This window comes from Bradyrhizobium sp. th-b2 (assembly GCF_000426785.1).
GTDB lineage: Bacteria > Pseudomonadota > Alphaproteobacteria > Rhizobiales > Xanthobacteraceae > Bradyrhizobium > Bradyrhizobium septentrionale.
On the sequence record NZ_AUGA01000014.1, the window covers coordinates 142761 to 164680 of the forward strand.

Annotated in this window: 21 protein-coding genes; 7 read left to right on the top strand and 14 right to left on the bottom strand. The window is 65.2% G+C overall.

Annotation, left to right across the window (positions count from 1 at the left end):
* The first annotated feature begins 9 nt into the window (after positions 1 to 9).
* On the top strand, positions 10 to 1458 hold the full coding sequence (locus K359_RS0118500) for a cobyric acid synthase (protein ID WP_029080689.1): 1449 nt from the start codon (positions 10 to 12) through the stop codon (positions 1456 to 1458).
* Between the two features lies 1 nt (position 1459).
* On the opposite strand, the gene cobD is transcribed toward K359_RS0118500, so the two are convergent.
* Complete coding sequence (gene cobD / locus K359_RS0118505) at positions 1460 to 2425, bottom strand: threonine-phosphate decarboxylase CobD (RefSeq protein ID WP_029080690.1); 966 nt, start codon at positions 2423 to 2425, stop codon at positions 1460 to 1462.
* A gap of 11 nt (positions 2426 to 2436) precedes the next feature.
* Positions 2437 to 3378: an adenosylcobinamide-phosphate synthase CbiB gene (gene cbiB, locus K359_RS0118510; protein WP_029080691.1), complete on the bottom strand. Its 942-nt coding sequence runs from the start codon at positions 3376 to 3378 to the stop codon at positions 2437 to 2439.
* Positions 3379 to 3506: 128 nt separating this feature from the next.
* Here cbiB and cobU point away from each other — a divergent pair, with 128 nt between their 5' ends.
* From cobU to K359_RS0118535, 4 genes are all read left to right on the top strand, one after another.
* On the top strand, positions 3507 to 4010 hold the full coding sequence (gene cobU, locus K359_RS0118515; protein ID WP_029080692.1) for a bifunctional adenosylcobinamide kinase/adenosylcobinamide-phosphate guanylyltransferase: 504 nt from the start codon (positions 3507 to 3509) through the stop codon (positions 4008 to 4010).
* A gap of 32 nt (positions 4011 to 4042) precedes the next feature.
* Positions 4043 to 4675 carry a 5,6-dimethylbenzimidazole synthase gene (bluB, locus tag K359_RS0118520; RefSeq protein ID WP_029080693.1) on the top strand — a complete coding sequence of 211 codons (633 nt, stop codon included), beginning with the start codon at positions 4043 to 4045 and terminating at the stop codon, positions 4673 to 4675.
* Positions 4676 to 4993: 318 nt separating this feature from the next.
* Positions 4994 to 5191 carry a CbtB-domain containing protein gene (locus K359_RS0118530; protein ID WP_029080695.1) on the top strand — a complete coding sequence of 66 codons (198 nt, stop codon included), beginning with the start codon at positions 4994 to 4996 and terminating at the stop codon, positions 5189 to 5191.
* 10 nt (positions 5192 to 5201) lie between these two features.
* Positions 5202 to 5939: a CbtA family protein gene (locus K359_RS0118535; RefSeq protein WP_029080696.1), complete on the top strand. Its 738-nt coding sequence runs from the start codon at positions 5202 to 5204 to the stop codon at positions 5937 to 5939.
* Positions 5940 to 5959: 20 nt separating this feature from the next.
* On the opposite strand, the gene K359_RS52330 is transcribed toward K359_RS0118535, so the two are convergent.
* Genes K359_RS52330 through K359_RS0118560 form a run of 5 tightly spaced genes read right to left on the bottom strand, consistent with a single transcriptional unit; the run spans position 5960 to position 11144 of the window.
* Positions 5960 to 7231, bottom strand: a complete 1272-nt coding sequence (locus K359_RS52330) for a CaiB/BaiF CoA-transferase family protein (protein WP_051346195.1) — start codon at positions 7229 to 7231, stop codon at positions 5960 to 5962.
* Between the two features lies 1 nt (position 7232).
* The gene (locus K359_RS0118545; RefSeq protein WP_029080697.1) at positions 7233 to 7967 is read right to left on the bottom strand and encodes a glutathione binding-like protein; all 735 of its coding nucleotides are present in this window, start codon (positions 7965 to 7967) and stop codon (positions 7233 to 7235) included.
* A 20-nt stretch (positions 7968 to 7987) separates the two neighbouring features.
* Entirely contained in the window at positions 7988 to 8605 is a 618-nt protein-coding gene (locus K359_RS52335) for a DsbA family protein (RefSeq protein ID WP_051346196.1), read from the bottom strand.
* Between the two features lie 21 nt (positions 8606 to 8626).
* The gene (locus K359_RS0118555; protein WP_029080698.1) at positions 8627 to 9850 is read right to left on the bottom strand and encodes an ABC transporter substrate-binding protein; all 1224 of its coding nucleotides are present in this window, start codon (positions 9848 to 9850) and stop codon (positions 8627 to 8629) included.
* Positions 9851 to 9905: 55 nt separating this feature from the next.
* Complete coding sequence (locus K359_RS0118560; RefSeq protein WP_029080699.1) at positions 9906 to 11144, bottom strand: CaiB/BaiF CoA-transferase family protein; 1239 nt, start codon at positions 11142 to 11144, stop codon at positions 9906 to 9908.
* 130 nt (positions 11145 to 11274) lie between these two features.
* Between K359_RS0118560 and K359_RS0118565 the strand changes: the two genes are divergently transcribed.
* Together K359_RS0118565 and K359_RS0118570 are read left to right on the top strand one after the other, a co-directional pair.
* Positions 11275 to 12201 carry a LysR family transcriptional regulator gene (locus K359_RS0118565; protein ID WP_198031156.1) on the top strand — a complete coding sequence of 309 codons (927 nt, stop codon included), beginning with the start codon at positions 11275 to 11277 and terminating at the stop codon, positions 12199 to 12201.
* 274 nt (positions 12202 to 12475) lie between these two features.
* Positions 12476 to 13798 (top strand): glycosyltransferase family 87 protein, encoded by a 1323-nt coding sequence (locus K359_RS0118570; protein ID WP_165128807.1) that lies wholly within the window; start codon positions 12476 to 12478, stop codon positions 13796 to 13798.
* Positions 13799 to 14478: 680 nt separating this feature from the next.
* Here K359_RS0118570 and K359_RS0118575 read toward each other — a convergent pair.
* The 7 genes from K359_RS0118575 to K359_RS0118605 all read right to left on the bottom strand — a co-directional run bounded on the left by K359_RS0118575 (position 14479) and on the right by K359_RS0118605 (position 21909).
* Entirely contained in the window at positions 14479 to 15312 is an 834-nt protein-coding gene (locus K359_RS0118575) for an inositol monophosphatase (protein ID WP_051346198.1), read from the bottom strand.
* Between the two features lie 57 nt (positions 15313 to 15369).
* Positions 15370 to 16560 (bottom strand): multiple monosaccharide ABC transporter permease, encoded by a 1191-nt coding sequence (gene mmsB / locus K359_RS0118580; RefSeq protein ID WP_029080703.1) that lies wholly within the window; start codon positions 16558 to 16560, stop codon positions 15370 to 15372.
* Positions 16557 to 18137, bottom strand: coding sequence for a multiple monosaccharide ABC transporter ATP-binding protein (gene mmsA, locus K359_RS0118585; protein ID WP_029080704.1), 1581 nt, complete (start codon positions 18135 to 18137; stop codon positions 16557 to 16559). Before mmsA ends, mmsB begins: the two co-directional genes overlap by 4 nt.
* A 66-nt stretch (positions 18138 to 18203) precedes the next feature.
* Positions 18204 to 19271, bottom strand: coding sequence for a multiple monosaccharide ABC transporter substrate-binding protein (gene chvE, locus K359_RS0118590; RefSeq protein ID WP_029080705.1), 1068 nt, complete (start codon positions 19269 to 19271; stop codon positions 18204 to 18206).
* Positions 19272 to 19717: 446 nt separating this feature from the next.
* A complete protein-coding gene (locus tag K359_RS0118595; RefSeq protein ID WP_371261166.1) occupies positions 19718 to 20398 on the bottom strand; it encodes an HAD family hydrolase in 681 nt (226 codons plus the stop codon).
* A 32-nt stretch (positions 20399 to 20430) separates the two neighbouring features.
* On the bottom strand, positions 20431 to 21372 hold the full coding sequence (gene cbbX, locus K359_RS0118600; RefSeq protein WP_156928553.1) for a CbbX protein: 942 nt from the start codon (positions 21370 to 21372) through the stop codon (positions 20431 to 20433).
* A 111-nt stretch (positions 21373 to 21483) separates the two neighbouring features.
* On the bottom strand, positions 21484 to 21909 hold the full coding sequence (locus tag K359_RS0118605; protein WP_029080708.1) for a ribulose bisphosphate carboxylase small subunit: 426 nt from the start codon (positions 21907 to 21909) through the stop codon (positions 21484 to 21486).
* Positions 21910 to 21920 lie beyond the last annotated feature (11 nt).

Consider the following 21920-nt stretch of genomic DNA (forward strand, 5'->3'; position numbering starts at 1 on the left):
GTTATCGCCATGGCGCGCGCATTGATGATCCAGGGAGCGGGTTCGGACGTGGGCAAGTCGCTCATCGTCGCGGGCCTGGCGCGCGCTGCCAGACGACGCGGCCTGCGCGTCTTGCCTTTCAAGCCGCAGAACATGTCCAACAACGCGGCCGTGACCATCGACGGCGGCGAGATCGGACGTGCGCAGGCCCTGCAGGCGCTCGCCGCCGGTGTCGAGCCGCACACCGACATGAACCCGGTGCTGCTGAAGCCGGAGAGCGATGTCGGTGCCCAGATCATCGTGCACGGCAAACGGATCGCGACCGCACGCGCGCGCGAATATTCCGCTATGAAACCGTCGCTGATGGGCGCGGTGCTGGAGAGCTTTGCGCGGCTGAAGGATCGCGCCGATTTGGTGCTGGTCGAAGGTGCCGGCAGCCCCGCCGAGGTCAATCTGCGTAAGTCCGATATCGCCAATATGGGCTTTGCGCGCCGGGCTGACGTGCCCGTGGTGCTGGTCGGCGACATCGACCGCGGCGGCGTGATCGCGCAGCTCGTCGGTATCCAGGCGGTGATCGATCCCGAGGATGCCGCGATGATCCAGGGTTTTCTCATCAACAAGTTCCGCGGCGATCCGACGCTGTTCGACGACGGCTACCGCTTGATCGAATCCCGCACGGCGTGGCGCGGCTTTGGCGTACTGCCCTGGTTTACCCGCGCCGGTGAGCTTCCGGCCGAAGACGCGCTCGGGCTCGCCGACGCGCGCAAGCCCGGCCAGTGCAAGATCGCCTTCCTTGCGCTGTCGCGCATCGCGAATTTCGACGATCTCGATCCGCTGAAGCTCGAGCCCGGCGTCGATCTCGTGATGGTGCGACCAGGCGAAGCCATCCCGGGTGATGCGCGGCTCGTCATCCTGCCCGGCTCGAAATCGACCCGCGGCGACCTCGCCTTCCTGCGCGCGCAAGGCTGGGACATCGATCTCCTGGCGCATCATCGCCGCGGCGGCCATGTCCTTGGCCTCTGCGGCGGATATCAGATGCTCGGCGAGAGCGTCGCCGATCCCGACGGGATCGAAGGCCCGGCCGGCGAAACGCGCGGCCTCGGACTTCTTGATATCACAACTGTCATGACCGAGCAGAAGACGCTGACGCGCGTCAGCGCGGTGCATGCTGCCACATCTCAGCCGATCAGCGCCTATGAAATCCACATCGGGCGCACCGACGGTCCGGATCGCGCGCGGCCTTTTGCGACGCTTGACGGCGCAGCAGAAGGTGCCGTTTCCGCGGATGGTCGCGTTCACGGCAGCTATCTGCACGGCCTGTTCACGTCAGACCAATTTCGCAAGGCGTTCCTTGCGAGGCTCGATATTCCCGCGGCCGACCAGCCATACGGCGCCCGGGTCGAGAGCGCGCTCGATGCGCTCGCCGAACACATCGAGACCCATCTCGACGTCGAAGGCCTGCTCGCGCTGGCGCGCTAGGTCAGCGCGACAATGCCGTGGAGAGGCGAGCCCATTCGGCCTCGCTGCCGGGCAAACCGAGGCGCAGCCATCCCGGCCGCTGCCGGAAGACGCGCGACCAGATCAGCCCGCGCGCAAGCTTGTCCTGTGCGGCCAGCGCATCGCGGGTCTCGTAGAGACGGAACAGCGGCGTGCCACCGACCAGGGTCCACCCCTGCGATCGCACCGCTGCATCGAGCCTGACGCAGTCGGCCGCCAGCCGCGCGGCCGTCGCCTTTGCCCAGTCGTGATCGCGCAGCGCCCGCCGCCCGATCGCGATTGCGGCCCCCGACACCGGCCATGGGCCCGCCATCGCCGCAAGCGCGGCGATATCCGTCTCGCTGCCGATCGCGAAGCCGAGCCGCAGCCCGGCAAGCCCGTAGAATTTGCCGAACGAGCGCAGGATCACGAGCCCCGCTCGTCCGGCTTCCGGTGTGAGCGACAGGTCCGGCACGGCGTCCGCAAAACTCTCGTCAATCACGAGCCGGCCGACGCGCGGCAATAGCGCGAGCAACTCGCGCCGCTCATGGTGCCGCCCATCGGGATTGTTCGGGTTGACGACCACGGCAAGACCGGCGCCCGCAAGCGCTGCGAGATCGGACACCTCGTCGACGTCCCATCCGGCGGCCGACAACACTGCGGCATACTCATTGTAGGTCGGCGCCAGGACACGCGCCCGCCCCCGGGACGCCAGCTGGGGCAGCAGCTGAATAGCGGCCTGCGCACCGCCCATCGCCAAGATCGGCGCGTCGGTCGCATAAGCCTGCCGCGCGGCGGTGTGCAGGGATTCGATCTCGGATCGCGACGGCAACGCGCTCCATTGCCGCGGCTCCACATCGACGTCAGGATAAGGCACCCGATTGATCCCCGTCGACAGGTCGATCCAGTCCTCCGCAGCGCCGCCGAAGCGTTGCTGGGCGACATCGAGATTTCCGCCGTGCTCGCGCATGCCCCGCTCCTTCACGCCAGCGCCAGGGCTGTGAACGCCGCAGCCAGCAGCATCGTGGCGTAACGATAGAGTTTCAGCCCGGCGAAGATGTCGGCGGCAGCCGGATCGCGCGCGCCCTCGTTCAGCCAGGGCTCATCGGCGATGCTGCCGTGATAGATGCGGGGACCGCTGAGCCGCACGCCGAGCGCACCGGCCATCGCCGCTTCCGGCCAGCCGGCATTCGGCGAGCGATGGCGGCGCGCGTCACGCAACATGCATGACCACGCCTGCGATGGCCGCGGCGCGAGCACCACGAGCAAAAGTCCGGTCAGCCGCGCCGGAATGAGATTGGCGAGATCGTCGATCCGGGCGGCGGCCCAGCCAAAGGCGTCGTGCCGCTCGGTGCGATGGCCGATCATCGAGTCCAGTGTGTTGATCGCCTTGTAGCCGAGGATTCCCGGCAGGCCGAACAGCGCGCCCCAGAACACTGGCGCGACGATGCCGTCGGATGCATTCTCGGCGAGGCTCTCGATGGTCGCGCGCGCGATGCCGGCATCGTCGAGCGTCAAGGGATCGCGTCCGACAATCTGCGCAACCGCCGAACGCGCGGCCGCGATGTCGCCGGACGCCAGCGGATTGGCCACCGCCGCGACATGGTCATGCAGCGAGCGCAAGGCTACCAGCGGCCACGCCAGCACACCAACAAGGACGACGCGCACCCATCCGGATCCGAGCACGGACTGAACCGCCCAACCGAGAGCCGTCACCAGCGCGATCACCAGGATAGCAGCCGCGACACCCGCGACGCGACGCAACGCCGGCGGATCGGTGTCCCGGTTCCAGGCTCTGTCGACAAGATGGATCAGCCGGCCGAGCCAGGTCACGGGATGGCCGATGCGTGCAAACAGCGGCGATGGCCAGCCGATCAGGGCATCCACCGCCATCGCCACCGCCATCGCTCCCGCAAAACCCACTTAACCCTCTCCTCGCCGCGATCCCCCTGATGCGCAAGACATTGGCCGAGTGCAAGCCCTCCGTGGCGGATTTCGGCTTTGTGTTTCACCGCGATTGGTGGTTAGAGCGGACGTAGACAGGAGATCCCATGGCCGTCATTCTGATCACGGGTGGAGCTCGCTCCGGTAAAAGCCGGCGCGCTGAACTGCGCGCGCGCAGCTTTCCGGAGCGTCCGGTCTATATCGCGACCGCCGAGGCGCTCGATGCGGAAATGGACGAGCGGATCGCCAAGCATCGCGCGCGGCGCGGCAGCGACTGGATCGAACGCGAGGTGCCGCTCGACCTCGTCGCCGCGCTGTCCGAGACCGATGGCGGCGGCGCAAGGCTGGTCGATTGCCTGACGCTCTGGCTCTCGAACCTGCTGCATGCGGAGCGCGACTGGACCGAGGAAGTGACGCGCCTGGCGGATGCGCTGCCGCGTCAGCACAGCCCGGTCGTCCTGGTCACCAACGAGGTTGGCCTCGGCATCGTGCCCGACAATGCACTGGCGCGCAGCTTCCGCGATGCCGCCGGCATCATGAACCAGACCATCGCCGGCGTGGCTGACGAGGTCGAGTTCGTCGTTGCGGGCCTGCCGGTGAAGCTCAAGTGAAGTCCGCGATGGATTCAGCCAAAGGCCCCGCGATGGTCTCCTTCGATGATGCGTTTCGCCGCCAACTGCAGGAGCTGTTCGTGTGGCGGCGCGACGTGCGGCGCTTCCGAACCGATCCGCTGCCGGATGGCACGATCGAGCGGCTGATCGAGGTCGCCTGCCTATCGCCCTCGGTCGGCCTGAGCCAGCCCTGGCGGTTCGTCATTGTCGACGATGCGGTGCGCCGCCGCGCAGTGATCGAAGACTTCAAGACCTGCAACGCCGATGCGCTGCGGTCTTACTCGGGCGAGCGTGCCGCGAAATATGCCGCCTTGAAGCTATCGGGCCTGGAAGAGGCGCCCGGCCATCTCGCCGTATTCGCCGACAAGACCGAGCACATCGGCTCCGGCCTTGGCCGCGCGACGATGCCGGAAACGGTTGAGTATTCCGTGGTGGCTGCGATCTGCTCGATGTGGCTTGCCGCCCGCGCCGAAGGCATCGGGCTCGGCTGGGTCTCGATCCTCAACCCGACCCGCATTCAGGAGATTCTGGAAATACCGGACGCCTGGAAATTCATCGGCTACCTCTGCATCGGCACCCCCCAGGCAGAATGTGACCGTCCGGAGCTTGAGCAGGCCAAATGGGAATCGCGGCGAGGTCCGGGTGCATTCACCATCCGACGCTGATGGAGCTCCGGCCGGCAGCGGCGCTCCGAGCTGCGACGCTCACTGGCGCGCCGACATCGCCTCCCTGGTCTTTGGCCTCCCGGAGCACAGCGCGATCTGCGCGGTGCACCAGGGCGCATTTCGGACGTTGCTCGGCACGGACCCGACGCCGGACGCCTGTCTTGGCTATTTCGGACGGTTTGAAGACGCGTTCAGGGCCGCGGCGCGCGCCAAGATTGTGCGCAAGCGCATCCCTGTTGCAACAAATTTGCATCTTACCAGTCGCGACATCGCGCGAAAGCTGCTAGAAGCCGAGCAAATCGAACGTGGAGAACGACCATGAGCCAATCCCAGGTCACGCAAGCTCAAGTCACGCATCTGCCGGCCGCCGCCGGACAGGTCGGACGGCTTGCCCAGTCCCTGATGGCGATGACGCTCGGTCTGTTCATCGTCGGCGTGGTCGGCTTCTCGCACATCGACGTGATCCACAACGCGGCGCACGATGTGCGCCACTCCAACGCGTTCCCCTGCCACTGACCGCCTTGGCATGAGCACGTTTCGCTCGATCGTCTTCTCGTCGGTCATTGCCGGTTTCATCGTTGGCCTGATCGTCACGGCGGTCCAGCAGTTCGGCACCGTCCCCCTGATCCTCAAGGCCGAGGTCTACGAGAAGGCGGCCGAGCACAAGCACGAGGCCGCCGCGCCACCGCAGGTGACCCTCGTGCACGATCATGCGGATCATGATCATGGCGCGGAGGCGTGGGAGCCGCGGGACGGGCTGGAGCGCAACCTCTATACCGCGGGCGCCAATATCCTGACCGGGATCGGCTTTGCGCTTCTGCTCTGCGGCTTCTTCTCGGTTCGCAGCGGCGCGACCGGCGAGCCAATCTCCTGGCACGAAGGCCTGATGTGGGGCCTCGCAGGTTTTGCCGTCTTCACGATCGCGCCGGGCCTTGGGCTGCCGCCTGAACTGCCGGGTGTCCCCGCCGCACCACTGATGTCGCGTCAGATCTGGTGGGTGACGACGGTGCTGGCGACTTCGGCCGGCCTCGGGCTGATCGTTTTCCGGCGTTCGGCACCGGCCGCGATTGCCGGCGTGGTCCTGATCATGCTGCCGCATTTGATCGGCGCGCCCGAGCTGGAGCATGTCGAGACCAGCGTGCCGTCGTCATTATCGCATCAGTTCGTGGTCGCGGTCACGCTGACCAGCCTGGTGTTCTGGTCCCTGCTCGGCAGCCTGACCAGTGCGGCGTTCGCGTATTTCGATCGCCCCACTTCGGCCTGACGGCGTGATGATGACGCGACTCAGCTCGCCTGCCTGAGCCGCTTCCCGGCCCGCAACTCCCGGTCCTGCACCAGCACCTTCTCGGCATAGAGCTGGTCGATTTCCTGCTCGGACAGCCCGAGCTCGCCCAGGATCGCTTCATTGTGCTCGCCGAGCAGGTCGGCCCTCAGCTCGGTGCGCTGCGGCCATTCCGAGAAGCGCATCGGCACGCCGGGAATCGCAAACTTGCCGATCCGGGGATCGCTGACATGGCGGACCGTGCCGCGCTCGATCAGATGCGGCTGCGCCATGGCATCATTCAGGGTTAGCACCGGCGCGCAGGGAATTCTCTCTTTTTCCAATGCCGCGATCGCTGCATCGCGCGACGGAAACGTCTTGAGCCAGGCTTCGACGATCTCCCCCACCAGCACCCTGTTGTCGGCGCGGGCGCGCGCGGACTCGAACCGCGGATCCTTCTCGAGCTCCGGCCTCCCCAGCGCACGAACCATTTGCGGCCATTGATGCGCCAGCGCGCAGATCACGAGAAACTCGTCCCGGCCGCAATCGAACACGCCGACCGGGCCGCCGTTCGGATGCAGCGAGCCTTCCCGCTGCGGCACAAAACTGTCGCCGCGCAGCGAGACCTTCGGCACATTGGCCTCGTGCATATGGAAATAGGTGTCGAGCAGCGTCGACTCGATGAACTGCCCTTCGCCGGTACGCTCGCGATGCAGCAGCGCAAAACCCACCGCCATCGCCGCGGCAACGCCGGTCGACGCGTCGCCGATCGCGACCGGCACCTGCGCCGGCTTCCCGTCGGGGTCGCCGATCACGCCGGTAATGCCGGCGAAGGCCTGCGCGATGTAGTCGAAGCCCGGCTTGTCGCTGAGCGGACCGCTCTGCCCCGCAAAAGAGATCGAGCACATGATCAGCCGCGGATTGATCTTTTTGAGCGTCTCGTAGCCAAGTCCGGCGCGCTCCATCACGCCGGGCGTGAAATTCTCCACGAGAACGTCGGCCTTGGCCGCGAGCCGGGTCAGGATCTCGCGGCTCTTCTCGTGCTTGAAGTCGAGCGCGAGGCTGCGCTTCGAATGGTTCTGCTGGAAGAAGTAGGTGCTCTGCGACGTGTTCTTGTAGGCGGGATCGCGCGGCTTGAGGCCCTGGAAGCGCGACCGGTCGCCAAACGGCGCGAGTTCGATCTTGATCACGTCGGCGCCGGCTTCGGCCAGCAGACGCGTGCAGGTCGGGCCCGCGACGAACTGGGTGATATCGAGCACGCGATAGCCGGTCAGCATTTTCGGAGGCAGGGTCATCTCAATTATCCACTTGTTGTGATTGAAGCGCTCCGGTAGGCGCGTCTCCGCCCGCAGGTCTCGCACCAAACAGATTGCTGCGCGCCTGCGCGTCGAGCGTCTTGCGAATGCCACGCCGGCCGACCGCGAGCCCCTTCTGGAGCTTCGGCCGCGCGCGCAACGCGGCGAACCAGCGCCTGACATGCGGGAAATCGTCGAGGCTGACACCCTGCGCCTTGTGGGTCATGACCCAGGGAAAGCAGGCGATGTCGGCGACCGAATAGTCGTCGCCTGCGACATAGATGCTCTCGCCGAGCCGATCGTTGAGCACGCCGTAGAGGCGGCGCGCCTCATTGCTGTAGCGCTCGACCGCATATTGTATCTTGCTCGGCGCATAGAGCGAGAAGTGCCCGTTCTGGCCCAGCATCGGTCCGAGCGCGCTCATCTGCCACATCAGCCATTGCTGCACGCGGTAACGGCCACGGAGATCGCGCGGAACGAAGCGGCCGGTCTTCTCCGCGAGATAGAGCAGGATCGCACCCGACTCGAAGATGGTCAGCGGCTCGCCTCCGCTGGGCGGATCCCTGTCGACGATGACGGGAATCCGCTCATTCGGATTGAGGGCTCGGAACTCGCTCCGGAACTGATCGCCGCGCGTGATGTTGACGGGCACGACAGTGTACGGCAGCTCGCATTCCTCGAGCATGATCGATATCTTCCAGCCGTTCGGTGTCGGCGCGAAATGAAGGTCGATCATCGGAGCCTCCATCCTGCCGCTCAGGCCGGCTGCTTTTCGCGGGCCAGCGAAAGGCCAACCTCCTGCAGCCGGCGCTCCAGCATCGGCACGCGGTCATTGCCCCAGAACTGCTCGCCGCGAAAGACGCAGATCGGCACGCCGAAGATATGGTCGCCCTGGCTCTCCTGCTGCGCCTCCTCATATTCGCGGCGGCCGTCGCCCTCGAGATAGGCGCGATAGTCGGCACCGGACATGCCGAGCGAGACGATGAAGCGCTCCACCGCATCGACCTCGTCGACAGCGAGCTCGCGGCGGAAGAACAGCTCATAAACAAGCCGGCTGTATTCGATCAGGCGTCCCTGCTTCTCCGCGAACAGCCCGCCGATCAGCGCCGGCGCGGTGTCAAAAATCTTCAACGGGCCGCGGATGATCTTCTTGTCGCCACGCTCGTTGGCGGACCGCCGTGCATCCATGTAGGAATACTTGACCTTGTATTCCGAATAGACGCTGCGCTGGCCGGAGCCCTTGATCCGCAGCTGGAACGGCCGCCACTGCACCTTGATGTCGTATCTCTTCTCCAGCTCGAACACCGGATCAAACGCCAGCCAGGCATAGGGGCTCTTGTAGTCCGAATACATCTTGAGGATTTCGCGCGACATGGTCTCTCCTTTGTGTCGATGTCATTGCGATTGGGCGACGAGCGGGCACTGGCTCTCCGACAGCGGCTGCGCCGCCTCGGATGCCGGAATGACCTTCTCGATGTTGTAGTAATCCCAGGGCTTCTTGACCTCGCCGGGGGCCTTGATGCTCGCCATGTAGAACGGATGCATCAGCCAGCCATCGGCGCGCACAATCCCGTTCTCGACATACATGTCGTTGACCGGCAGCCTCCTGATTTCATCGGCAACCTTCGGGCCATCGAGCGTCCTGGCGGCGGCGACGGCCTGCAGATAGTGCAGCGTTCCCGAATAGACCGCGGCCTGATCCATCGTCGGCATCGCATGATGCTGTCTGAAGAAGCGCTCCGACCAGGCGCGGGTCTTGTCGGTGCGGTCCCAGTAGAATGGCGTCGCAAACGTCAGACCCTGGACGTTGGCAATTCCGAGCGCGTGCACATTGGTGATGTAGGTCAACGGCACCACGATGTGCTGACCGCCCTCGGCGATGCCGAACTCCTTGGCCTGCTTCAGGGCGTTGGTGGTGTCCTCGGCGGCGGAGATCAGCCAGATCACCTTGGCCTTTGACGACACCGCCTGCAGCAGGAACGAGCTGAAGTCGGGATTGTTTTGCGGGAAGCGCACCGAGCCCAGCACCTTGCCCCCCGCCGCCTTGATCGCATTGGTGGCAGCGTCCTCCATCGCCTTGCCGAAGGAATAGTCAGCGGAGAGGAAGAAGAAGCTGTCGAGCCCGCGCTCGATCAGCGGCTTCGGCAGCGGCGCCGAAATCGCATAGGCATTGAGCGACCACGAGAACGCGGTCGCCGCGCAGGCCTGCTGGGTGATTACCGGGCTTCCGGTCACGCCGTGGATGACGATCTTGTTGCGCGCCCGCGCCAATTCCTGCACGGCGAGCGCCACCGCCGACTGCGCCACGTCGACGATGACGTCGGCGCCGCCATTGTCGAACCAGTTGCGGGCGATCGCCGCGCCCACATCGGCCTTCGCCTGGTGATCGCCTGAGATCACTTCGATCGGACGACCCAGCACTCTGCCGCCGAACTCCTCGACCGCCATCTTGGCGGCGAGCACCGATCCCGGCCCCATGATGTCGCGATACATGCCCGACATGTCGGTGAGCACGCCGATCCTGACCGGCTGCACATCCTCCGCCCGAACCGGCGTCAGCACCGCGCTGCCGGCCAGCAACGCGATTGCCGCACCTGTGATCCATCGTGTCTTCGCCATCACTGTCCTCGACGCTCCCCGCTTGGGACGGCATGCATGTGCCGGCCTCTTTGCTTCAGATGACCCGCCTCGACTTCAGATCGTCGATCCTCTCGCCGGAAAGACCCAGCAGACCGCCATAGATCTCCTGATTGTTCTGCCCCAGCGTCGGAGCCGGCGCGGTGTATCCCTTATGGGTCCGGCCCATCTTGATCGGGAAACCGGCGCCGATGACGCGCTGCTCCAGCATCTCGGTCGGATGCGCGACGGCCTGCAGCATGTCGCGCGCGTCGAGATGTTCCCAGGCGAGGATATCGTCGATATCGCGGATCGGGCTTGCCGCGACATCGCCGCGATTGAGCGCCTCGATCGCCTCGGCCGTGGTGCGGCCCAGCGTCCATTCGCTGACGATCGCGTCGACGAGCGCATTGTTGGCAACGCGCCAGCCGGTGTTCATGAACTTGTCGTCTTGCGCGAGGTCGAGCCGGTCCATCACACCCAGCAGCGCCAGCCAATCCTCGTTGGTGGCGGCACCGAGCGCGATCGCACCATCGCGCGTGGCATAGGTGTTGAACGGCGAGAACCGCATGATGCGATTGCCCTGCCGCGGCGCCATGCCCATCCGGGGATAGCAATCCAAGGGCTCGTCGAGCACCAGCGACAGCAGGCAATCCGCCATCGCGACGTCGACGAACTGGCCTTGCCCCGAAATGCGCTGCTCGGTCAGCGCGGCGAGGATGCCGGAGACCGCGAAGGCGCCGGTGATGCCATCCGCGAGCGCAGTGCCTGCCTTGCTGGGGCCGCTGTCCGGCGCACCCGTGATCGACATCAGGCCGGACGCCGCCTGGATCATCAAATCATAGGCCTTGAGACGCCGGTCGGCGCCGGTCGATCCGTAGCCGGTCAGCGCGCAATGTACGATCGCGGGGTTGACCTGCCGGTTTGCCTCATAGTCGATCCCGAGCCGCTCGGCGGCGCCGGGGCGCAAATTCTCAACCAGGATGTCCGCCTTGCGCAGCAGCGCATGGAACAGCTCCATGCCCTCCGCCGAGCGCATGTTCAGCGTGATCGACTTCTTGTCGCGGCAGCGCTTTAGATAAGCAAGACCGAGATCGCTGTCGTGCTTCCGGTCGAGCGCGACGCCATCCTTGCCGAGGAACGGCGGCCCCGTCATGGCGGGATCGCCCTGCTCCGGGGTGTCGATGCGAATGACCTCCGCACCGAAGCCCGCCAGCATCAAGGTGGCGAACGGACCCGAATAGAAGCGCGTCAGATCGAGAACGCGGACACCCCTGAGCGCGCCTTGTGCCCTCATTTTCAGGCTCGCCGTCATCCGGAATTCCCTTCCCGCTCACCGCGCTGTCGTTGTGTTCATCGTTGACGTCGCGGCGATATAGGTCAAATATTTTCCGATCTGGATTATTGATGCGAAAATGGAATGAATGATGCGCGACCGTCGCCCACGCCAGTTCGAGGTCAGCCTCAAACATCTGCGCGCCGCCAACTCGGTTGCGGTGTATGGCAGCTTCACGGCCGCGGCCGCCGACCTCGGCATGACGCAATCGGCGGTCAGCCGGCTGGTGCTTCAACTCGAACGCCAACTCGGGGTCTCGCTGTTCCTGCGCTCGACGCGTAACGTCATCCTGACCGCACCAGGCCGCGAATTCACCGCATCGATGCAGCGCTTGCTCGCCGATCTCGGCGCCCAGGTCGACAACGCCCGCGCGCTCGGCGATCAGATCAAGGGGCGCCTGATCATCTCGTGCCTGTTGTCACTGACCCATCACGTGGTGCCGGAGGCCGTGCTGAAATACCGGAAGGCGCATCCAGGCGTCGAAATCCACCTGCGCGAAGGCCTCGGCAGCGAGGTCTATGAGGATGTGCGCAGCGGCCTCGCCGACTTTGGCGTCGGCAACGTCACCGCGCTGGGCCAGGAGGTGGTCAGCGATGACGCGGTGGAAGAGTCCTGCTTCGCGATCCTGCCTTCACGCCATCCGCTGCGACACAAGAGCACGCTGAGCCTGCGCGAGCTGCGCAACGAAGCTTTCGTCTCGCTGCCGACCGGCTCGGGCCTGCGCAAGCAGATCGACAGCGTCGCAACCACGAACGGTATCGTGCTCAATCACAGCACCATCGTCGAGCAGTTCGGCACGCTCTATGATTTTGTCGGCGCCAATGTCGGCATCTCGATCGTGCCGGCATCGGCGTTGCCGCCGCGCGCCCCGCGCGGTGTCGTGGTCAAACGGCTGGTCTCGCCACCGCTGGTCCGCAAGATCGGAATCCTGCGGCTGAAGAACCGCCCGCTGACACCGGCCGCGACCGGATTTCTCGATATCTTCCGGCCGCTGTTCCTGAGCGCATCGCGGCGATAGCCGGCGCGGGCATACGATGGCGGCAACCGCCCAAATCCTGGTGGGGCGGCGCGATCCTACCGTTGCCAGGCAAAGATGTCCGCCCGCCAGCCCGGAACCCGCCGACGTTGCGGGTTCCTTTACCATGCCCGGCGTGACAGGCCGCGGACAAGGGCAATGTCGCGCGACGGGTTCCGATCCTGCCGCGGCCAATTGCAGCGACCGGGTTTACGCAACCTTAGACGATTTGATCCAAACGTTGGGCGTGCATGACGCGATTGGGATGAAGCGGCCGATGTCGCAAAAGTCGGACCTCGAGGGACACAGGCTCGCCTTCGCTGACGATGCGACGCGTCACCTCGCGACGCCTTCGGATGCCGCAGGTCCGGGCGCTGTGACGCGGCGCGCAACTGACAGCCAGATGTCCGGCACGGGCGCGCTGGTCTCCGCGCTGCGCGAGGCCGAGTGGCTCACGGCCGATCGCGTCATGGCGTTCACCCGCGTCTTTCTCCTGCTGTTCATCGGCTGCGTCGCGATCATCCCGTGGGCTGCGCCGACGATGGATGTCGGCCCTGACTTCGCGGCATTCTGGACCGCGGCAAAGCTCGCGCTCGAGGGCCGCGCCGGCGACGCCTATGGCGACGCAGGCCGCGCCGCGGTCGCGGCCCTGTTCGGTCAGAAGACCTACGCACCGTTCTTTTATCCGCCGACGTCACTGCTCTTCTGGCTGCCCTTCGCGCTGGTTTCCTTTGCGACCGCCGCCGTCATCTGGATCGTCGCGACCGGCGCCGCCTATGCAGCCGCGGTGAGAGCCTTGCGCAAGGGCGGGTCGGTCGTTCCCGCGCTCGCCTTTCCCGGCGTGTGGGTATGCGCATTGTTCGGACAGAACTCGCTGTTCTCGGCAGCCCTGCTCGGCGGATCGGCGGTGACGTTGGACCGGAATCCGGTGATCGCGGGCATGCTGCTCGGCTGCTTCAGCTACAAGCCGCAGGTCGCCCTGCTCGCGCCGCTCGTGCTGATCCTGACGCGGCGCTGGCGCGCGCTCGCAGCGGCGGCCGCAACAACGCTCGTGCTTGTTGTGGCGGCCACCGCCTGCTTCGGGATCGAGCCGTGGATCAAATTCATTGCCGTGCTGCCGGAGGCAAGCGCCTGGAGCCTCGGCGGCGAGCCCGGTTTCGAGAAGTTCGCGAGCCCCTACGCCGCGATCAGGCTGGCCGGCGGATCGAGCAACACCGCCTGGCTCGTTCAGGTGGCCGCGGCCGCGGTCGCGATATCAGTTCTGATCCTGGTGCTGCGGAAGCGGCCCGGCGGCGCCGCCGAGATCGCGCTGATGGTCGCGGCGACCGCCCTGTGCGTGCCATCTCTGGGCAGCTACGAGGTCGTGATCCTGGCGATCCCGGGCGCGTGGCTGATTGCGCAGGCGCTCGCGCACGGCTGGCTGCCGTATGAACGCATCGCGCTCGCCGCGCTTTACATGACGCCTTTCGCCATGGTGCCTGCGGGCGCCAACGGCCTGCAACTGGCGCCGATCGCCGCCGCCGCGCTCATGGCGCTTGTCGCGCGACGCATCAGGCATCGGCCACTGCTTGACGTCCCGGCCGAAATCGCCAATCACTGAGTTGCCCGACGGCGCAAGCCCCCGCAGCAAAAGTATTTCGGTTTATCTGAAGACCCAACTCAGTGTATGAATTCCCCGTCTCACCCGATCGAGGGGCGCTTGCGCATCGTCACGGGTGTTGCGGTGAGATGCGGTGGACGCCGAGCGTGGAGCTGACGAGAGCACGCGAAGCGGACGGTGAAGTCGTGTGGTCCTGACGCCCTAGATGTGGCCGGTGTCCCCTTGTAAGACGCAATTGCGTCTTGCGAAGGCGGTGACAAACAAGCCAAGTCTCGCCGGGGAGAGCGCGCATAAGTCGTAAAACCATCGCGCAGGGAAAGCCGGGATGGTTCCGGTTACACCTGTGGTCCTACCCCTGTGCTTTTTTGTTGCACAGGGCCCATGGGTGCGATCGGCACCCGGCTTTCCCTGCGCCCTCTGTTCTCAGAGCGGCAAAATGAGACGCGAAGCTCGGACAAATCATGTCGCGAGAATGCGGATGTATGACTCACTGGCCGTGCCACACGTTCCGCGTCGTCCCGGGCAAGCGAAGCGCGACCCGGGACCCATAACCACGAATGTCAATTGCCTTGCAGCGCTGGGGCTACAGCCTTCTTCAACAATGCAGTCCTGTGGTTATGGGTCCCTGCTTCCGCAGGGACGACAGTGAGTATGGGCACACCCGAACGCACGTCCCGCCTCTATCCCGCCGGCGTCAGGATCGCCTGCTGTGCCGCATGCCAGCTCTCCTCGTCGGGCGCGCAGAGCAGGCCGCCCGTCAGGTTGACCGGCTTGTACGGCGATCCGTCGAAATGCGCGCTGTAGCCGCCGGCCTCGCGATGCAACAGCCAGCCGGCGGCATGATCCCACGGCATCAGCTTGTTGTAGAACAGCAAATGACAATGGCCGGACGCCGCCATGCGATACTCGTGCGCGGCGCATCGGAGCCAGGCGCTGGCGCCAAGCCTGGACAGATTGCCGGCGACGGTCGTGCGCAGCGGCTCAGGCAGGAAGTTGACGCCGACCACCGCGTCCATCTGCTTGACCGGCACGGCCGGCGCCACTTTCAGATCATGCCGCTTGCCATCCGGCATCGCGAGCCACGCGCCCTCGCCGCGCAGCGCGAATGCCGTGTCGTTGCTGACGGGATCATGGATCGCACCGAACACGATCTCGCCCCGCATGGTCGCAGCCACCATGGTGCAGAACAGCGGCAGGCTCGAGGTGAAGTTCCGCGTGCCGTCGATCGGATCGATGATGAAGGCGAGCTCCGCGGTTCCGACCTGATCGAGCGCGGCCGGGTCGCGCGACGTCGCTTCCTCGCCGATCACAACCGCGTTCGGGAAGGCCCGGAGCAGCGCCGCCGATATCGCCTGCTCGGCGAGTTCATCGGCCTCGGTGACCACGTCGAATGCCGATGTCTTGGTACGGACCTCGATCTCCCGCACGCGGCGGAACCGCGGCATGATCTCGCTGCGGCCGACCTCGGCGAGGATGTCTCCGATGTTCAGCGCATCGGCATGAGACAGTTTCACGCGGCTTCCTCCTGCACTGCGCCAGCATCCTATCGTGGAAATATGACTGCGTGGCAGTCACCGGCGCTGGTTGTAGACATCGATGCAGACGGCGCCGAGCAGGACGAGGCCCTTGATCACTTGCTGATAATCGATGCCTATACCGAGGATCGACATGCCGTTGTTCATCACCCCCATGATCATGGCACCGACCACCGCGCCGCCGACCCGGCCGACGCCGCCATAGGCCGAGGCGCCGCCGATGAAGCAAGCGGCGATCACGTCCAGCTCGAAGCCGAGCCCGGCCTTGGGCGTCGCGGTGTTGAGCCGGGCTGCGAACACCAGCCCTGCCAGCGCCGCCAGCACGCCCATATTGACGAAGGTGAAGAAGGTCAGCCGTTCGGTCTTGACGCCCGAGAGTTTCGCGGCCTTTGCGTTGCCGCCGACGGCATAGATCTGCCGGCCGATCACCGTCCGCCGCGCCACAAAACCGTAGAGCGCGATCAGGACCGTGATGATGACGAGCACGTTCGGCAGGCCGCGATACGAGGCGATCAGATAGGTGAAATAGAGCACCGCGCCAGCCAGCGCGATGCTCTTGGCCACGAAGAACGCGTAGGGCTCGACCTCGATGCCGTGCGACTGCTCGCGCGCCCGGCTCTTGGCGCTCGCCCATACCAGCGCGAATGCCAGCACGACACCGATCAGAAGCGAGGTCGGATAGAGCGTGCCGGCGCTCGGAAACAGCTCGGGGATGAAGCCCGACGACAGCTTCTGGAAGGTCGGCGGAAACGGCCCGACCGACCGGCCCTGCAGGACCGCGAGCGCAAGGCCCTTGAACACCAGCATGCCCGCCAGCGTCACGATGAAGGACGGAATCTTGAAATAGGCGACCCAGTAACCCTGCGCCGCGCCGATCGCGGCCCCGACCAGCAGACAGACGATGAAGGCGGTCGGGTAATCGACATGGTAGCTCACCATCAGCACCGCCGCGACCGCGCCGACGAATCCCGCGACCGAGCCGACCGACAGGTCGATATGCCCGGTGACGATCACGAGCAGCATGCCGAGCGCCATGATCACGATGTAGCTGTTCTGCAGCACGAGATTGGTGAGGTTGACCGGCTGCAACAGCGTGCCGTCGGTCACGATCTCGAAGAACAGCATGATCGCGAGCAGCGACAGCAGCATGCCGTAGTTGCGCAGATTGTTCTTGATGAAGCCGGAATGCTTGGGGGTCTCGGGAAGTGATACCGTCTTGTCGGTCATTGTGCTCCGTCTCCCGCCCGGACCTCGCCTCTATGGGCGCCGGTTCCGGACATCCTGACATTGCGCATGATGGCGCGCATGATCTTCTCCTGCGTCGCGTCGTCCTTCGCAAACTCGCCGACGAAGGCGCCGTCGTTCATCACGCAAATCCGGTCGCAGATGCCGAGCAATTCCGGCATCTCCGACGAGATCACCACGACCCCCTTGCCGGCCTCCGCGAGCTCGTTGATGATACAATAAATCTCGTATTTTGCCCCGACGTCGATGCCGCGGGTCGGCTCGTCCAGCAACAGCACCTGCGGATCGGTCATCAGCCATTTCGACAGCACCACCTTCTGCTGGTTGCCGCCGGAGAGCTGCCCGGCCTCCTGATAGACGTCGGAGCAGCGGATCCGCATCCGGTTGCGGTAGTCGCTGGCGGCCTTCAGCTCGACCACATCGTCGATCACGCCACGATCCGACACCTGGCGAAGGCTCGCCAACGTCACGTTCTTGCGGACGTCGTCGGCGAGAAGCAACCCGAGCTGCTTGCGGTCCTCGGTGACATAGGCGAGCCCGGCATCGATCGCCGCCGGCACGCTGGCAAGGTTGGCATCGCGTCCATTGAGGCCGATCCTGCCGGAGATATTGTAGCCCCAGGCCCGGCCGAACAGGCTCATGGCGAACTCGGTGCGGCCAGCGCCCATCAGGCCGGCAATGCCGACCACCTCGCCGCGGCGCACCTTGAAATCGACGTTCTTGATCACCTGCCTGGCGGTGTGCAGCGGGTGATACACCGACCAGTTCTCCACCGTCATCACGGGATCGCCGATCGCGACCTTCCGCTCGGGGAAGCGATGCGCGAGATCGCGGTTGACCATGCTGCGGATGATCCGGTCCTCGTCGACCTGCTCTATCCGGCAATCGAGGCTGTCGACGGTGCGGCCGTCGCGCAGCACCGTGATCCGGTCGGCGACGTGTGCGACCTCGTTCAGCTTGTGCGAAATCAGGATCGAGGCGATGCCCTGCTCGCGGAACGCCAGCAACCGGTCCAGCAGCGCGGCACTGTCGGCCTCGTTGAGGCTCGCGGTCGGCTCGTCCAGGATCAGGAGGCGCACCTGCTTCGACAGCGCCTTGACGATCTCGACGAGCTGCTGCTTGCCGACGCCGAGATCGGTGACCAGGGTATCAGGCGATTCCCGCAGGCCGACCTGGGTCAGCAGCTCGGCGGTCCGCCGGTACACCGCATCGCGGTCGATCACCCCGAACCGCGACGGCGCGCGCGACAGGAAGATGTTCTCGGCGATCGACATCAGCGGGATCAGCGCTAGCTCCTGGTGGATGATGATGATCCCCAGCGCCTCGGAGTCGTTGATGTCGCGGAACCGGCGCTCCTCGCCGTCGAACAGGATCGACCCTTCATAGCCGCCGGCGGGATAGACCCCGCTCAGCACCTTCATCAGGGTCGACTTGCCGGCCCCATTCTCGCCGACCAGGGCATGGATCTGTCCGGCCTCCACGGTGAAATTGACGTCGCGCAATGCCTGCACGCCGGCAAAGCTCTTGCTGACGTCTCGCATCTCAAGCATCGCCGTCATCAAATCGTGTCCCGCAGCGTCGATCGGTCTCGGCGCTATCAGCCGCCGCTCACCCGCCTCTCAAGCTTAGTCGAATTGCGAGCGCTTGTAGTAGCCGCTGTCAATCAGGACTTTCTCCCAATTGGTCTTATCCACCACGACCGGCTTGAGCAGATAGGACGGAACCACCTTGACCCCGTTGTTGTAGGTCTTGGTGTCGTTGACGCTGACCTCCTTCTTGCTCAGCACGGCATCGACCATGTCGGCCGTGACCTTGGCGAGATCGCGGGTGTCCTTGAAGATGGTCGAGTATTGCTCGCCGCGCAGCATCGCCTTGATCGAGGGCACCTCGGCATCCTGGCCGCTGACGAACGGCATCGGCTGGTCCTTGCTGCCGTAGCCGACGCCCTTCAGCGAGGAGATGATGCCGATCGACAGGCCGTCATACGGCGACAGCACCGCATCGACGCGCCTCTTGCCGTAGAAGGCGCTGAGCAGATTGTCCATGCGGGCCTGCGCGGTCGCGCCGTCCCAGCGCAGGGTTGCGACCTTGCCCATGCCCGTCTGGCCGCTCGCAACCACAAGCTTGCCGCTGTCGATATAGGGCTTCAGCACCGACATCGCGCCGTCGTAGAAGAAGTAGGCGTTGTTGTCGTCGGGCGAGCCGCCGAACAGCTCGATGTTGAACGGCCCCTTGCCGTCCTTCAGCCCGAGCGCGGTCTCGATCGACTGCGCCTGCAGCACGCCGACCTGGAAATTGTCGAAGGTCGCGTAATAGTCCACATTTGGCGTGTCCCGGATCAGGCGGTCATAGGCGATCACCGTGATGCCCTGGGCCTTGGCCTGCTTCAGCACGTCGGACAGCGTGGTGCCGTCGATCGCCGCGATGACCAGCACCTTGGCGCCCTTGGTCACCATGTTCTCGACCTGGGAGAGCTGGTTCGGGATGTCGTCGTCGGCATATTGCAGGTCGGTCCCGTAGCCGCGTTCCTTCAGCACCTTGACCATGTTGTTGCCGTCGTCGATCCAGCGTGCCGAGGATTTGGTCGGCATTGCGATGCCGATGGTCGGCTTGCTCTGGGCGCGGGCGTCCGGCGCGGCCGCGGTGAGACCTGCCAGCGCCAGCGCGATCAACGAGACCTTCAATCTGAACATGCGTCACTCCCCTTCTTTGATTGGTGCCGCGCTGCAGCCAATGGCGTATCAACCATGACGAGCGTGTTATATGTCATACCACCTCTCGGCAGCAGCATCCGCGCCGCCGTCAGGGTGATTTATTGCGGAAAAAGTCGATGCAGCCCATGACTGGCACCACCATCCCTCGCGTCGCGCCGATCGCCCGTCCACGCGGCACCGGCCGGCTTCACTCGCCTGCGAGAGAAGGAATTGAAGGGGGCGCAACGGTGGATTCAGGCATCATGAGGCGCGGTCTCCCAAGCTCATTCGTGTGCGCCCTCCACCAGCGTTCAAGGTGGTGTGGCAGCGCAGGGCGACCCTCTTGCGGGGTACTTCGGTACTATTCCACGGAAGAAATGCGCCGACTAGTCACATTGTTTGTGACCTGTACCGGGCAGACCGACCCGAACGACACGGCGCCGACCCTACTTGTCGATCACCGAGAGGTCGTCGACGACGAGCAGCGCCTCCGCGAAATCGTCATCAGCGAAATACGCGCTTCGGGTGATGACCACGGGGATGCCCGCGTGCGACGCGGCAACGAGGCCGTTGCCGGAATCCTCGATGGCGATGCAGTCCGCCGGCGCCAGTCCAAGCCGGGTCAGGGCCTCGACATAAACGTCGGGCGCCGGCTTCTTGCGCGGAACGTCGTCGCCGGCAACGATCGTCTCGAACAGACCGGTCCAGCCGAGCCCCAGCGCGACCGAGAGCAGCGCATCGATGTTGCCATGCGAGGTCGTGGTCGCAATCGCCAGCCGCTGGCCGCGGCGGCGCGCACCGCCGAGGAATGCTCTCACGCCCGGCCGCAGCGGGCAGCCGCCCGCCGCTATCAGCGCGGCGTAGCGCGCGGTCTTGATCCGGTGCAGGTCGGCGATATCGGCAAATGTCAGCGCCGGCATCGCGTTGCGTTGGTCGAACGCGCGGATGCGCTCCTTGCCTCCGGCGACGCGGAGCAGCCGCGCGTAGGTGACCTGATCCCAGAACCAGTCGAGGCCTGCCTCGGCAAACGCCTCGTTGAAGGCGCGGCGGTGCACCTCCTCGGTTTCGGCCAGCGTGCCATCGACGTCGAAGATCAATGCACGGGCGCCCGCAATGATGTCGCGCATCCCGGTCCTTCGGATCACTGCGAGCGCCTGATTCATCGTCCCTCGCCCGCTGCACCGGCTTCTTTGCTGAACACGCGGCTGGCAAGCACGTCGCCGGCCTCGATCGACATCACGTCGTCGGCCGTCAGCGTGCGGTCGAGCTTTGCCACGATCCGGTTGGCCTGGCGCAGCCGGATGCGGTCGAGCGCGTTGCGGATCGAGCGCGCATTGGAGAACAGCGGCTGTTCCTTGCGCACGGCGATGTAGCGGATGAAGGCCTCGCGTGCTTCCGGAGACAAGCGATAATTCTGCTGCTGCAACATCAATTCGGCGATCCAGAGCAGCTCGCCGTCCGAATAATCCGGAAAGTCGATGTGATGGGCGATACGTGAGCGGAAGCCCGGATTGCTCTGGAAGAACTTCTCCATGCGGTCGCCATAGCCGGCCAGGATCACCACCAGATCCTCGCGCTGCTGTTCCATGATCTGCAGCAGGATCTCGATCGCCTCCTGGCCGTAGTCGCGCTCGTTTTCGGGGCGGTAGAGATAATAGGCCTCGTCGATGAACAGCACGCCGCCCATCGCCTTCTTCAGTATCTCCTTGGTCTTCGGCGCGGTGTGGCCGATATATTGCCCGACGAGGTCGTCGCGCGTGACGCTGATGACGTGGCCGCGGCGCACGAAGCCGAGCTTGTGCAGGATGCCGGCCATCCTGAGCGCGACCGTGGTCTTGCCGGTGCCGGGATTGCCGGTGAACGACATGTGCAGGGTCGGAAACGTCGTCGCCAACGCCATCTTCTGCCGGATACGTTCGACCAGCAGCAGCGAGGCGATCTCGCGGATGCGGGTCTTCACCGGCTTGAGGCCGATCAGTTCGGAATCAAGCTGGTCGAGCACGTCGCCGATGCCGAGGTCGGCGAATTCATGCCGGATGTCGATGGTTGCGAGCGGCGTCTCGCGGATTTGTTCGCCGAGTTGTTCTTGCGCTTGGGTCATCATCCTCTCGCTTCGAAAAAGGCTCCGTCGCCGCGGCGGCGGCGACGGAGAAGTGCATCCGGACCAGGACGGTCGAGGGAGCAATCCGCCTGGTTTACTGGCCGGACGCGGTCACTGGTCGGTGTAGCGTTCGCCCTCGGGGCGCGTCGCCGCATAGGAACGCGTCGCGTAGCGGAGGTTGCGTCCGGCAGCCTCCTGGCGGTCGAGCCGGAAGCCCGGCTCCTCGCGCGGCCGGTTGACGATGAAGGAGATGCGAACGGACTCCCAGCCGTGGCCGGAATCGAAACCGGAGATCCGGATGTAGCGGTCGCCATAGACCCGCCGGCAGTCGGCGAGCTCCTTCATGATCCCTGCCGCATCGCGCAGGTCGAACATCGGCAACCCCCACATCTCCCAATAGGTGTTGCGGGGATGCGGATCGTCGGTGAACTCGATGTTCACCGCCCAGCCCTTGTCGAGGCAGTATTGCACCTGTGCGGCGATCTGCTCGTCGGTGAGATCGGGCAGGAACGAAAAGCAGCCTTGGGTCACGCGCATCAGAATCTCCT